12 protein-coding genes are annotated in these 13,374 nt (G+C 58.9%); 8 read left to right on the forward strand and 4 right to left on the reverse strand.

Going from position 1 to position 13,374, the window contains the following annotated elements:
- On the reverse strand, positions 1-946 hold a 946-nt coding region (locus tag VGK48_24715; protein HEY2384392.1), incomplete at its 3' end, for a hypothetical protein.
- 245 nt (positions 947-1,191) lie between these two features.
- On the opposite strand from VGK48_24715, the gene VGK48_24720 reads away from it, so the two are divergent.
- From VGK48_24720 to VGK48_24745, 6 genes are all read left to right on the forward strand, one after another.
- On the forward strand, positions 1,192-1,452 hold the full coding sequence (locus VGK48_24720; protein ID HEY2384393.1) for a hypothetical protein: 261 nt from the start codon (positions 1,192-1,194) through the stop codon (positions 1,450-1,452).
- 6 nt (positions 1,453-1,458) lie between these two features.
- Positions 1,459-1,695 (forward strand): protein kinase, encoded by a 237-nt coding sequence (locus VGK48_24725; GenBank protein HEY2384394.1) that lies wholly within the window; start codon positions 1,459-1,461, stop codon positions 1,693-1,695.
- Positions 1,637-2,794, forward strand: coding sequence for a tetratricopeptide repeat protein (locus VGK48_24730; protein ID HEY2384395.1), 1,158 nt, complete (start codon positions 1,637-1,639; stop codon positions 2,792-2,794). Before VGK48_24725 ends, VGK48_24730 begins: the two co-directional genes overlap by 59 nt.
- Positions 2,791-4,311 (forward strand): PQQ-binding-like beta-propeller repeat protein, encoded by a 1,521-nt coding sequence (locus VGK48_24735; protein ID HEY2384396.1) that lies wholly within the window; start codon positions 2,791-2,793, stop codon positions 4,309-4,311. Before VGK48_24730 ends, VGK48_24735 begins: the two co-directional genes overlap by 4 nt.
- Before the next feature lie 300 nt (positions 4,312-4,611).
- Positions 4,612-4,962: a PadR family transcriptional regulator gene (locus tag VGK48_24740; GenBank protein ID HEY2384397.1), complete on the forward strand. Its 351-nt coding sequence runs from the start codon at positions 4,612-4,614 to the stop codon at positions 4,960-4,962.
- 15 nt (positions 4,963-4,977) lie between these two features.
- Positions 4,978-7,611, forward strand: coding sequence for an ABC transporter permease (locus VGK48_24745; GenBank protein HEY2384398.1), 2,634 nt, complete (start codon positions 4,978-4,980; stop codon positions 7,609-7,611).
- 27 nt (positions 7,612-7,638) lie between these two features.
- Here the strand turns inward: VGK48_24745 and VGK48_24750 are convergent, their stop codons facing one another.
- The 3 genes from VGK48_24750 to ppa form a co-directional block, all read right to left on the reverse strand.
- Positions 7,639-8,040, reverse strand: a complete 402-nt coding sequence (locus tag VGK48_24750; protein HEY2384399.1) for a type II toxin-antitoxin system VapC family toxin — start codon at positions 8,038-8,040, stop codon at positions 7,639-7,641.
- Entirely contained in the window at positions 8,037-8,279 is a 243-nt protein-coding gene (locus VGK48_24755) for a type II toxin-antitoxin system prevent-host-death family antitoxin (GenBank protein HEY2384400.1), read from the reverse strand. Before VGK48_24755 ends, VGK48_24750 begins: the two co-directional genes overlap by 4 nt.
- A 130-nt stretch (positions 8,280-8,409) precedes the next feature.
- A complete protein-coding gene (gene ppa, locus VGK48_24760; protein ID HEY2384401.1) occupies positions 8,410-8,946 on the reverse strand; it encodes an inorganic diphosphatase in 537 nt (178 codons plus the stop codon).
- 196 nt (positions 8,947-9,142) lie between these two features.
- Here ppa and VGK48_24765 point away from each other — a divergent pair, with 196 nt between their 5' ends.
- Together VGK48_24765 and VGK48_24770 are read left to right on the forward strand one after the other, a co-directional pair.
- Positions 9,143-11,095, forward strand: a complete 1,953-nt coding sequence (locus tag VGK48_24765) for a PQQ-binding-like beta-propeller repeat protein (protein ID HEY2384402.1) — start codon at positions 9,143-9,145, stop codon at positions 11,093-11,095.
- Between the two features lie 294 nt (positions 11,096-11,389).
- Positions 11,390-13,345 carry a PQQ-binding-like beta-propeller repeat protein gene (locus tag VGK48_24770; protein ID HEY2384403.1) on the forward strand — a complete coding sequence of 652 codons (1,956 nt, stop codon included), beginning with the start codon at positions 11,390-11,392 and terminating at the stop codon, positions 13,343-13,345.
- Positions 13,346-13,374 lie beyond the last annotated feature (29 nt).

Consider the following 13,374-nt stretch of genomic DNA (forward strand, 5'->3'; position numbering starts at 1 on the left):
AACCATGTTCGAGATCGAAGTCACGCAAAGATCGGCCATGATTGTCGCGGGGGCCCGATGCTGCAAATGCATCGGCAAATGCAGGGCTGCCCTTTATAGGTTCGTAAAATCGCGGGGACTCGGCAAAAAACAGCGCTTCGACCAACGGTTCCGCGCTGGTGCGAATAACATCCTCCATTCTGTTCGAACTTGATTCTTTCTGCACCGCCGCTTGAATGGCTTCAGTCGCGCGCGTCATCAGGTTGTGCACGCGGATCTGGTGTGACAACACCAACAACGCAACGATATCGCTTCCCGGTTCGAGATACCGCTTTGTATCGAACTGTGGTGCAAGGTCGTTCACGTTGGGAAGCAGGTTTATCCTCGTTCGCGCAAGGAATTCATTTACGTCTCCGGTGAAATGGCTGGGCATGAGCGTAACGTTACCCAGATGCATCTGGTCACCGTGCAACCCTGTCACGTACCACCCACCGAACAGTTTGCCGAATGGACCTGATGCAAACGGGGCGTCCGAACCGCTTCCATAGGGATTACCCTCAGGATCGGTGAAAACAGAAAGCATCAGGAGCTTGGAAGCCGGACGGCCGTGGCACATAGAGCAGTTGGTCAAATCTCGTTCAATCCTTGGAACGGTAACGTCCTGCTGATCCAGCGTGTAAAACACAGGACCAACCCGTGAATCGACCGATGCAATTTCAAGCACTGGCGAATCCGGAATCCAACCGATGTACACAGCATCATTGAAATACACGGCTCGCGGTCTCCCGGGTGAAATCAAATCGCGCCGAAAACTTGTCTTGGAGAACACAAGCGTTTGAGATGAGGGAGAGATATGGAGTTCCTTCAATAGGGAGGGCAGGTAGCCGCGGGCAGCATCGTAGATCAGCTTTGCTCGTCCACTCTCCAGCGCTCCCTCAAGCTGAGCCACCGGGTCATTCAGCTGCATACCGGCATATGGATCGGGTTCTGTTTGTGCCGAAGGGGCCGTGGCAGGATCTTTGCCGAGCTGAAACCCCGCGATAGCCAGGGACGGAACGACGACAACGACCAGACATATACAAAAGAGACCACGTTTCATTCAGCACAACATATATCGGAATCATCGAAAGTTGTCTTCACGGCCGTGTCCGGCAATTGCAATGTTTTTGTCAGCCCCCATCAATGCGATGTATAAAATCTGCTGGAAATCCCATGCGGTTAGAAATCCTCAGAGAGCTCGGCTCCGGAGCGACGGGCGTTGTTTACCTCGCGCACGACAGGTTCACCGGAGCCACGGTCGCGCTGAAACGATTGCGGCCGGATGTCGCATTTCCGGAGCAGGAAGTGCGGATCGCCCAGAAGATTACTCATCGGAATGTCCGCCGCGTGAATGACTTCCACATCGAAGACGGCGTTTCACAGATTTCGATGGGGCATGTCGAGGGACAGAATCTGCGCGCGCTGGTCGGCTGAGTAACGTTGGAAGAGGCTCTCGCGATTATCCGGCAAGTGATCGACGGCCTCGAAGAGGCGCACAGGCAGGAGGTTGTGCACCGCGACCTGAAGCCGGAGAACATCCTGATCGCCACCGACGGCACAGCCAAGATCGCCGGGCCACGCGCGGATTGTGGATCCGGAAAAGACCGGAAGCCTGTCCGTGGCCGGCACGCTCGGCTATATGGCGCCGGAACAATGGAAGCGCGGGTTCGCCGATAAGAAGAGCGACATTTATTCGCTGGGCGTCGTCATTTATGAACTGCTGACGGGAAGGATGCCGGACGACTCGGGCCCCGTCCTTCCCGATAACCTGCCCGCCTGGCTGCAGCCGGTCATGTCGCTATGCGTGGTAGAGGATCCTGCCCAGCGGTTCGGATCGGTCGCGGAACTGCGGAGCGCGCTGGCGGGGCCTGCGCCGCGCGGCAGACGCTGGTCTGCTGAGGCCCTGCTTCTTATTGCGTGTCTGGTCATTCTGATGGTCGCCGGCACTGCCATCTGGCGGTCTTATTCCAGAACTCAACCGGCTGCTCTGATGAAGCCGGCTCCGCCGCCGGCAGCGCCACCCGCTTCCAACGAGCCGAAGGAGAAAACGGAAGCGGCAAAGGCGCTTTCAAACGGAATTTACTTTCTCCAGAACGGTCTGGTCGAGGATGCGTTGGCGCAATTCGATCGCGCCCTCGAGATCGACGGCGGACTCACCGATGCGCATTTCCAGCGGGGCCTCGCGCTTTCGAAACTGAAACGCTGGGATGAGGCGATCGCGGCTTTCAAGCGGGCGCTTCCGGACTCCGTCCCTGAACGCCGGCAGATCTGGGCGTGGACGCCGCCGTTTGCCGCAGGAGCTTTCCATCGTGCCGTGCTTGCCACTCCAAAGCGGATCATGTTTGTCGAACGCCACGGCAAATCGTCGGTCTTGCACATCGTCGATCCCACACAACATACCGTCCGGCGGCTGGAAATCCTGGGCGATGCGATTCCCTTCGGCGCGCACGCCAGTGAGATGGCATGGGCGAACGACCGCGCAACCGTTTTACTTTCGGCCGATGTCCGGAAAACAGACGGTCCCGGCAATTTCCGCTTGTATGCCGTGTCTGCCGCCGATGGCAGTCTCTTGTGGCGTAACGAACTGCAGGATTCCGGACCGCAAGATCCATTGGTGGGGATCACGACCGACAGCGTGTTTGTTTATCTGACGCAGAAGAGACTTCTCACCGTACTCGACGACCAGACGGGGAAAACGCGCTGGACGCGCGCGGATCTGGTCATCGACCGGAACAGTCCTCCGATTTTGCCGCCGCAGTTTCCGGAAAATCCGTGAAATATTTCAATGGCGTCGTGACGCTGCAGGCGGGCGGCGCTTCACTCACGGCACTCGATGCCGAAACCGGGCGGCTGATGTGGCAGTACACCGGTTCGTCTCTCCCCAACGGCCGCGGTTTGTTCGCGATCCAGGATTCCCTGTTCATGGTTGAGGAAGACGGCATCAAGCAGTATTCGCTGGAAAAGCCATCAAAGAACGTGACGGATAAAACCATCATCACGGAAGTGGCCTCCGCTCTCATCAGCACAGGAGATCTCGAAGGGGCGGAAACGCTCATCGAAAAAGTCGCCCGGGAAATGGATCCGGACTATCCTCCGCTTCGGCTCGCGCGCGCGCGGTTGCTGCTGGCAAACGCAAAGGCCAAGGGGCAGGCGCCGCCGATAAAAGCGGGATTGGACCTGGCGAACTATGCGAATCTTGCGGGCCGCGACTCGGAGGCGAGCCGCGGCGCCTTCGACGAATTGACTCGCGATTACGGATTGCTATGGCATCAAAGTCTGGAAAGCGCCGCGCCGGGAAGCCCTCAGATCGTGGGTGGGCGCCTTATTAACCTGGGGTTCAACATCGGCTCCGGACAAATCATCGCCCTGAATCCCGTCAACGGTGAAGTCGCGTGGCGGCAGCCTGTTCAACGCTTCGTCGACAGCGTCGCAGTGAATTCTGCGCTTTTCGCGATCACAGGCGATACGAACGATCCCACAGCGATCGGATTGAACCGCATCGACGCCGCGAGCGGAGAACGCAAACCGATTGCGAGTTGGAATCAACGTCCGGCGGTGGAATTCGCAAGGATCGCCTATGCGTCCGGCCGCGTCTTCGTGGAGCCGGTTTTTCGTAATTTCCAGGGCAGCCGCGTTCAAGTTTCTATTAACGCGTTCGATGCCACAAACGGGCGGCTGCTGTGGCAAAAAGACCACCCCCTGGAAGCCACCAGGCTCCTGCAACAGAACCCCATCGGTCTGTGGATGCCTCAAGGCGACCGGTTCATATATTCGGTTGGGCATGACATCTGGACAGTCGCGGCCGCCGATGGCGTTGTTATCGATCATCAAACCGAGGAAGGCGTCATCGGACCCAATTCCTCGCGGCTGCCGGTCGCCGCCGGTCCCGTCTATTTCGTCAACGACCGGCGCGAGATCGTTGCCTATGACGCGGCGCAGAAGACCATCCGCCGGTCGCCCCGGCCGGAGGTCGACACTACGCAACTGACGATGCGGGGCACCTTGCTGTTCGGGACCGACACGGGTTGGCCTTTTGCCTTCGACTTCCAATCGGGATTTCAATGGAAGATGCCCAAGGGGCAAGGCCGCGGATTCCTGCGCCTCCAGGACACCGGCAAGCGTCTTTGGACACTTCGCGACGACAACGTCCTCGCCGCCATCGATCCCCGGACCGGCAGGATTCTCCGCGAACTGCCCATACTCTGGCGTCCGCTCAGCTACAGCATTATCGACGGCCGCTTCTTCGCCTCGACTTCGGATGGCTTCGCTTACGCGATTCAACTGCCGAAATAGACTCCCCGCCTGACTCAGGCTGGGAAATGCCTCGCGTAGCGAGGCGAGAGGCGGTCTGTTCAAATAAGATGTCCGGCCGTCAGGCCGGTTCCTTAACGAAGACTTACGCCTTCCGGAAGGACGGAGATGGAGTCATTGGTTGAGGTTAGCGAGACGATATCGCTCGTTCGCGCCGCGGCGGTGCGTTTGCTGGGACGCATGCCTGAGTGACCCAGCGGAGCCCTGTCCTGCTTGCCTAAATCATTCCGACTCTCGGATCTACAGGTTGACAGCCGTTAAACACGCTGCCATAGTCTGGCTATGCCAGCAAAACACGAAACCGTGGAACGCGATGAGATACCACCTGGAACGCTTTATATGCTGATCTTGAAAACACTTGCCCGGAGCGGAGAACTGCATGGATACGAGATAGCCAGCACCATTCAGGCGATTTCACAGGATGTGCTGCAGGTGGAGGAAGGCTCACTCTATCCCGCTCTTCAGCGGATGCTGATCAAGGGCTGGGTTACTGCGGAATGGGGCGTCACGCGCGGCAACCGCCGCGCACGCTACTATCGAATAGCGAAACTTGGACGCAAGCAACTCGCGGCTGAAGTGTTGCAGTTCGACAGGGTAATCGGGGCAATTCAACGAGTGCTGCAAGCAGGCTGAAGAAAGGCGACACAAATGTTATGGATCAAGGAGCTAGTGCGCCGGTTCTTCATGATGCTCAGACGCGAAAAGCTCGATCGCGACCTTGAAGAAGAAATGCGTTTCCACCTCGATCTTCGCGCCGAAGAATACTCCAGTCGCGGTTTGATGAGTGACGACGCGCGCGCCCTGGCACAACGCCGCTTCGGAAATATCACAGTGCTGCACGAGGAAAGTTACGGCGCCTGGGGTTGGGCCTGGATCGACCGGCTGTTCGTGGACGTCCGGCTGGCAGCGCGGCAGTTGCGTTCGGCGCCTGGTTTTGCGGCGCTCACGGTTTTCATCCTGGCGTTCGGAATCGGCACAACGACGGCAATATTCAGCGCCGTGAACACGATCCTTTTCGAGTCTTTGCCCTACCCCGGCGCTGGACGGATCGTAACGATCTGGGAGACCAGCACTGAGGGCGCACGCAATGACGGTACCTTCGGAATATACAAAGGACTCGCAGAACGAAGCCGCCTGCTGGATTCCCTGGCTGTGTTGAAGCCGTGGCAGCCGACAATGACCTCGGCCGATGAACCGGAGAGGTTTGAAGGACAGCTCGTGAGCGCGTCCTACTTTCGAGTGTTGGGCGTGCGGCCGTTCCTGGGCCGTGACTTCACCCCCTCCGATGACCGGATGAACGGGCCTGGCGTCGTGATTCTCAGCAATAAGTTGTGGCGGCGGCGATTCAATGCCGACCCAACAATTGTCGGACGCGACGTCACTCTCGAAGGCAACGAATACTCGGTGATCGGCGTCATGCCGGAAAGTTTCGAAAACCTCCTTGCACCCGCGGCCGAGGTTTGGGGACCGCTCCAATATGACATGTCGCAAGGCCGGGCGTGGGGTCATCATCTGCGCACCATTGGCCGCCTTCGGCCGGGAGTCTCTATCGATCAGGCCGCCAACGAGCTTGCAGAACTCGCACACGAGATCGTTAACGAACAGCGGCCGGAAACATATCGCGGCCCCTTCAACCTAAATGTTTTTTCCTTGCAAGCCGACATCACACGCGGCGTCAAGCCGGCTCTTTTGGCGATCGCCGGCGCCGTAGCCCTGGTGCTGATCGTTGGGTGCGTGAATGTGACAAACCTGCTGCTCGCTCGCGGTGTGCGGCGGCGGCCGGAGTTTGCCTTGCGAGTTGCGCTCGGTGCCGGCCGCGAGCGGCTGGTCTGGCAATTGTTGACGGAGGGCTTGTTTCTGGCCGTCATGGGTGGCGTAACTGGAATGGCAGTTGCCATCATTGGGGTGCATGCCCTCGTTGCCCTCAGTCCACCGGGATTGCCCCGAGCGGCCGACATCCAGCTCAACGGTTCTGTGTTTGCGTTTGGATTCGGACTCACCACTCTCGTTGGGTTTGTCTTCGGTGTGATACCCGCTCTTCAGATCTCTACCAGCCCTTACCGGAGCATCCAGGATGGATCGCCCCGTACGACCGACCCGCAAAAGCTCACGAGCAGAGCGCTGGTCGTCGCAGAAGTGGCGTTGGCGTTTGTGCTGCTAGTCAGTTCGGGACTGCTTTTGAGGAGCCTGCAACATTGGTTCGCCGTCGATGCGGGATTTGATGCGTCCCACCTGCTCACCATGCAGGTGCAAACCTCCGGCCGCCGCTTTCAGGAAAACTCTGTGACATACAAGTTCTTCGACGATGCGCTCGCGGCAGTGCGCAGTGTTCCCGGCGTCACAATGGCGGCACTGACGAGCCAACTGCCGCTGAGCGGCGATTCCGATGTTTATGGTGTCCGGTTCGAGTCGAGTCCGATTCAGATGCAGACGGAAGATCACAGCGCGTTCCGATACGCTGTCAGTCCAGGTTACATCGAAACCATGCGCATTCCTCTGCGCCGCGGCCGTCTGCTCGGCGACGGCGACCGCGCCGGCGCTTCCCTGGCCGCTCTGATCAATGAATCCTACGCGAACCGCAATTTTCCAGGCATCGATCCGATAGGTCAGCGGTTGAGGATTGGGCCGCCTGATAGCCCCCTTTACACCATCGTCGGTGTCGTGGGCGATGTGAAGCAAGTGTCTCTAGGCTTGAACCGCGCCGACTCCGTTTACGTGACGCCGGGACAATGGAAATTTACGGATAACACGATGTCTCTGGTCATTCGGTCTGATGGCGATCCGGCCGCTCTGGCGCGCGCAGTACGGGCTGCTGTCTGGTCGGTGGATAAAGATCAAGCGGTCGTTCGGGTCGCGACGATGAGTGACGTCGTTGCTGCGTCCGCGGCGGAACGGCGGTTCGCGCTGATTCTCTTCGAAGCTTTCGCGCTCGCAACACTGGTCCTTGCTGCCGCCGGCATTTACGGTGTGCTTACTGGAATCGTCGCCGAGCGTACCCGCGAGTTCGGAGTGCGGACGGCGTTAGGCGCGTCGCGCGGCAATATCGTCGGCCTGGTCGTGCGTCAGGGATCTCTACTCACGGGTTGCGGCGTCCTGGTTGGACTTCTCGGTGCAGTTGTGGCAAGTTCTGCGATCGCCGCGATGCTGTTTGGTGTTTCACGCCTCGATCCTGCGACGTATGCGGGCGCGATTGTTATTTTATCCTGTGTATCGGTGCTCGCGTGTCTGGTACCCGCCTGGCGCGCTGTTCGAATCGATCCGGCGAGCACGTTGCGATCTTAAAGGTTCAGTAAGGGCGTCTGCAGAATCCTATGGCTTCCAGATCGGCGTCAAACGGGAGCGCCGAATTGAAGCGTCGTGGGTAACCAGCGTGAGACCATGTGTGCGAGCCGTTGCCACGATTAACCGGTCGGCCGGGTCACCGTGAAACGATTTGGGCAAGGAGTGCAACGAAACGATCACATCGGTGTCCAAATCGATGATTCGCACCGTATCAGGAGCTGTCATCCGTCGTATCCACAAGTCGAACGGCTCATTTGGGACAAGGCGGCCCCTGGAAACAAGCATTTCACTTTCCCAAATGCTAATGGAAGAGATGAACGGAAGCTGAACCGCTGCTGTTCGATCGATCGCCTCGCGCTCTTTGCGTTTTAATTGCGTTGCTCCTGTCAGCCACCACAGCCAGACATGAGTATCGAGCAGAATATTCAACGTAGCGCCTCGAAGTCTTCATCCTTCAGTACCGATTCGCCGGCTTCGAAGCGGCATTCGGCCGTTCCACGTAAACGCTCCCACGGCTTGAGCGACGCTACAGTTTTTGCCTCGACCGAAGGTTGAATGGATGCAACGATCTTCCCTCTGCGCGTGATCAGAACCGGCTTGCCCGTTCGTTCAACCTCACGAATGACCGCAAGACAATGGTTTTTGAGTACCGTTATCGAAATGGCCATGTTGAAATTCTAAATGGCTATTTGGTGGAATACAAGCGCGGTCTCCGTCCTCGCCGCGATCCCCGGACCGGCAGGATTGTTCTCGAACAGCCCATACTCTGGCGGGCTAAAGCCCGCGACTACATCACACTCAGATTCTCTTCGCTGCTGCTCGCTCAATGCCTTCGGTCAAAATCCTTCTTGCGGCCAGCGCGTCGCCCCACGATTTGACCTTGACCCATTTACCGGGTTCGAGGTCCTTATAGTGTTCGAAAAAATGCTGAATCTGCTTCAGCGTAATCTCGGGCAGATCCGAATAGTTTTGCACGTGCTCATAACGCTGTGTCAGTTTCGGCGAAGGGACAGCGATCAGTTTATCGTCAGGTCCGGCCTCATCTTCCATCAGCAGGACGCCCACAATGCGGCAATTCATGACGGCACCCGGTGCGATCGCGCGTGTGTTGCCTACGATGACGTCGCAGGGATCTCCGTCTTCCGAGAGGGTATGGGGAATGAACCCGTAGTTGCCGGGATAGCGCATCGAGGTATAGAGAAACCTGTCGACAAAAAGAGCACCCGACGCCTTGTCCATTTCATATTTGATGGGCTCTCCGCCAATCGGCACCTCGATGATCACATTGACGTCCGCCGGAGGGTTGATGCCGATCTTGATTGCGTTGATGTTCATACCTGCGTCGCTCTCCCGGATTGTCAGCTTTTGTGAAGGCCTGAGACGTGAGTCAATGAATCTCTGTATCACACTTTTCTGCCCGCACGGCTCGCACGTATCCAGAATCCTGAAATCCCTGAAATTCTGCGGACGTTCATTTCGCTTTTCAAGTGATAGAATGCGGCAGTTTTCACAGAACGTAAGGAGCCCGCACATGCGCATTTCGCGTGTCGTCTTTTTGATCGCCGCCGCGGCGGTGGCCGTGCTGCCGATCACCCTGAGCACGGCGCAAAAACCCGCCGGCCGCAGCCCCGATGCCGACTGGCCGATGTTCAATCGGGACCTGGCCGGAACGCGGTTCTCGCCGCTGACCCAGATCAATACTTCGAATGTGGCAAAGCTGAAACAGGTGTGGACGTACAAGCTGCGGCCGCATGACGGGAAGCCGCTCACAGGCCAGAGCGCGAGCGAGCTGTTTCAGGAAGTCACACCGATCGTCGTCAACGACATCATGTATTTGCCGGCGGCAAACCGGATCGTCGCGCTTGAACCCGAGAGCGGAAAGGAGCTCTGGACCTACGAACTCAAAGAAGGGCAGGCTTCGTTCCGCGGCGTCACCTACTGGCCAGGCGACAAGAGCAATCCGCCACGCATTCTTTTTACAACCGCCCGAAAGCTTGCCGCCATCAATGCGGTGACCGGAGAACCCTCGACCGGTTTCGGCAACAACGGCGAAATCGATATGAAGATCCCGTATGACGGCGCGCCCACGATCTATAAGAATGTCATCCTGATGGGATCCAACTTCTATGGTCCGGGCCAGCGGCACGTTGCGCCGCAGCTCGACACCAGCGCCGGCGAACCGGGCGACACGCATGCCTACGACGCGCGCACCGGAAAGGAACTCTGGGAGTTCCATACGATTCCGCGTGAAGGCGAACCCGGCAACGAAACCTGGGGATTCGACAGCTGGAAGAATCGGACCGGCAACAACGTCTGGGCCTTCGCGCTGACCGTCGATGAGAAGAACGGCATCGTTTATGAACCTGTCAGCCAACCCGGCGCGAACTATTACGGCGGCGACCGGCCGGGAAACAATCTCTACGGCAATTCGACGGTTGCGCTCGATATCGAAACCGGAAAGGTGAAGTGGTACTTCCAGACGGTTCACCACGAATTGTGGGACTACAACCTTCCGCCGGCTCCGAGCCTTTTTGAAGTCAAGAAAGATGGGAAGACCATCCCAGCGCTCGCACAGACGGGAAAAGCAGGCTGGGTTTTCATCCTGGACCGTCTCACCGGCAAACCCATTTTCGGCGTGGAAGAACGGCCGACGGCGCCGGGCGACGTGCCGACCGAATGGTATTCGCCGACGCAGCCATTCCCGGTGAAACCGCCCGCGGTCGCTCGCGTCAGCATCACTAAGGATGATCTGGTGACCGCTGCAGACACCACGCCCGAACATGCCCAGGCCTGCAAGGATCTCTGGGACAAGACCAATTTCTACAACACGGGCGCATACACCTATTGGAAGTTCAAGAAGGAAGGTAATCCTCCATCCTTGATTTATCCGGGCGCCACCGGCGGACCCAACTGGGGTGGAACCGCAGTCGACACGAAGCTGAACTACATCTTCGTCAATTCGAAGGATCAGCCGGCGAGCGGATGGATGCAGAAGAATCCCAAGTATGAGCCGGGCATGGACCTTGCAAAGCAATTCCCGTACACGCACGTGAATGGACCGGCGTTCAGCGTACAGGCGAAGGACGCAAGCGGGCGGGTCGTAAACTGGCCGTGCAGCAAGCCACCATGGGCCCGGCTGGTCGCAATCAATGCAAACACGGGAGACATCGCCTGGCAGGTGCCGCTCGGTATCAACGAAACGCTGCCGGCCGGCAAGCAGAATGTCGGATCGCCGGGATTCGGCGGACCGATGGCGACCGCCGGCGGTCTGGTGTTCATCGGCGCGACGGCAGACGGCCGCTTCCGGGCCTTCGAGTCGAAGACCGGAAAGGAATTGTGGTCGGTGAAGCTGGACTACAACGTCCAGGCGATTCCGATGACATACCAGGGCAAGGACGGCAAGCAGTATGTCGCGGTAACTTCCGCTGTCGGTGGTCAGAGGGGCTCGAATAACGAGTCGCTGGTGGTTTTCACACTGCAGTAAAAGGAAGGGACCAGAAGAAGGAAACGGACATTCCCCGCCTTTCAAAGGCGGGGTGGCTGCGCCATTAACAAGATGGTCCTGTTCCTTAGCGGCGCAGACGGGGCGGTTGGTAACTTCAAACAATAAGGTGCGCTTCGCGGTTCGTTGATTACGTCTATTACTGCTTCGCCCTATCGGGCTCGCGCTTCGCGCCCGCCCGGGCGTTCTAACGTTTGATCGCTCGGGCACCCCGCCTTGAAAAGGCGGAGAATGTCTGTCAATCGGTAGTTGTTTCACCAAATTCAGGAGCTTTCTATGCGCGCTCGATATGCCATCCCGTTGGCCGCCATGGTGGCCTTGCTGCCGGTCCTGGCTCAAACCCCTAAGTCAAATCCCGGAGCCGACTGGCCGATGTATAACCGCGACCTTGCAGGAACGCGGTACTCTCCCCTCACGCAGATCAGTACAAGTAATGTTTCCACCCTCAAGATGGCATGGTCCTATCGCTTGAGCACTCCCGCGGCCGGACGGGGCGCGGGTACCGGCAGCGGCAGCGCTGCCGGCGGGCGTGGCGGCGGACGGGGTGCGGCTCCCGTTCCAACCGTGAATCCCGAAGCCACGCCGATCGTGATCAACGGCGTGATGTACCTTCCGGCGGGGGGACGCGTTCTTGCCCTGGAAGCCGACTCCGGGAAACTGATCTGGGAATACAAACTTCCCACCGGAAGCACGGCGGCTCGCGGTGTCGCATTCTGGCCGGGCGAAGGCACGACACCACCGCGGCTTCTGTTCACCGCGGGCAAGCGGTTGATGGCACTCAACGCGATCACCGGTGAAGCACCTGCGGGATTCGGTCAGGACGGCTCCGTCGATATCCAGGTGCCATGGAACGGCGTTCCGCTCATCTATAAGGATGTCGCAATGCTTGGCGCCTTCAACGCCGAAGTCTCTCAGGGCGGCGATCCCGGCGACTCGCGCGCCTTCGATGTCCGGACCGGCGCGCACCTCTGGGATTTCCATGGGGTTCCCCGCCCCGGCGAACCCGGCCACGAAACCTGGCTTGACGACGGCTGGAAGGATCGCTCCGGCGTTAACGTCTGGGGCTGGTATATGACCCTCGACGAAAAGAGCGGCACGCTATACATGCCGTTCGGAGCACCGGCAGGAAATTACTGGGGCGGCGACCGGCCGGGCAACAACCTGTTCGGCAATTCCGTCGTCGCCGTCGACGCGCTCACCGGAAAAATGAAATGGTACTTCCAGACCGTGCATCACGATCTCTGGGATTCCGACTTGCCGCCATCTCCCGTCCTCGTCGATATCAAACAAAACGGAAAAACGATCCCGGCACTCGCTGCGATCAACAAGCAGGCATGGATGTTCATCCTGAATCGCGACACCGGCAAGCCGATCTTTGGCGTGGAAGAACGGCCGGTTCCCGCCGGTGACGCGCCCGGCGAATGGTACTCGCCCACACAGCCGTTTCCGCTGAAGCCGCCGGCACTCGCGCGAACGAGTTTCAAAAAAGAAGACATCGTGACCGCGGAGGACACCACGCCGGAACACGCGAAGGCCTGCATGGACATCTATGAAAAAGCCGGCGGCTTCTACAACGCCGGTCCATTCACTCCCTTCCTCTTACATGAGGAGGGCGCGCCGCCGAAAAGCACCATCATCTTCCCAGGAAACGGAGGCCCGAACTGGGGCGGGATGGCCGCGGATCCAAAGACTGGTTACGTCTATGTGCAGACGCACGATGCGGCACTGAGCGGATGGATCGAAAAGAAGCGGCCGGGCGGCAATTATGGAAGCGGCAACGGATCGCCACAGCCCTACGACCGCGGCAGCGTCAATGGCCCCGGCCCGTATAACGGATTCGCCGCTCCTATAAAGGATGCGAGCGGCCGGACAATCGGAAACGCTCCCTGCCAGAAGCCGCCATGGGGCAGGCTCTGGGCGGTCAATGCGAATACTGGCGAGATCGCTTGGGTTTCGGTGCTCGGTCTCAACGAGGGATTACCCGAAGGCAAACAAAACGTTGGCGGAAGCGGCAGCGCCGGCCCGATTGTCAGCGCCGGCGGCCTGGTCTTCATCGGCGCCACCACCGACCGGCGCTTCCGGGCGTTCGATTCGAAGACCGGTAAGGAACTCTGGGCCTACAAGCTCGACCAGACCGTCAACGCGAACCCACTGACGTATCAGGGAAAAGCCGGCAAACAATACGTCGCCGCCATCGCCAGCGACTCGGTTGTGGCGTTCTCGCTGCCCTAACGGGTTTTAGCCGCAGATTACGCGGCTTA

This window comes from Terriglobia bacterium (assembly GCA_036496425.1).
GTDB lineage: Bacteria > Acidobacteriota > Terriglobia > 20CM-2-55-15 > 20CM-2-55-15 > 20CM-2-55-15.

Bases quoted from the DNA above. Each gene is read 5' to 3' on its own strand.
- VGK48_24720 (HEY2384393.1), top strand. From the start codon at position 1,192: ATGCGGTTAGAAATCCTCAGAGAGCTCGGCTCCGGAGCGACGGGCGTT.
- VGK48_24740 (HEY2384397.1), top strand. From the start codon at position 4,612: ATGCCAGCAAAACACGAAACCGTGGAACGCGATGAGATACCACCTGGA.
- VGK48_24745 (HEY2384398.1), top strand. From the start codon at position 4,978: ATGTTATGGATCAAGGAGCTAGTGCGCCGGTTCTTCATGATGCTCAGA.
- VGK48_24755 (HEY2384400.1), bottom strand. From the start codon at position 8,279: ATGGCCATTTCGATAACGGTACTCAAAAACCATTGTCTTGCGGTCATT.
- ppa (HEY2384401.1), bottom strand. From the start codon at position 8,946: ATGAACATCAACGCAATCAAGATCGGCATCAACCCTCCGGCGGACGTC.
- VGK48_24765 (HEY2384402.1), top strand. From the start codon at position 9,143: ATGCGCATTTCGCGTGTCGTCTTTTTGATCGCCGCCGCGGCGGTGGCC.
- VGK48_24770 (HEY2384403.1), top strand. From the start codon at position 11,390: ATGCGCGCTCGATATGCCATCCCGTTGGCCGCCATGGTGGCCTTGCTG.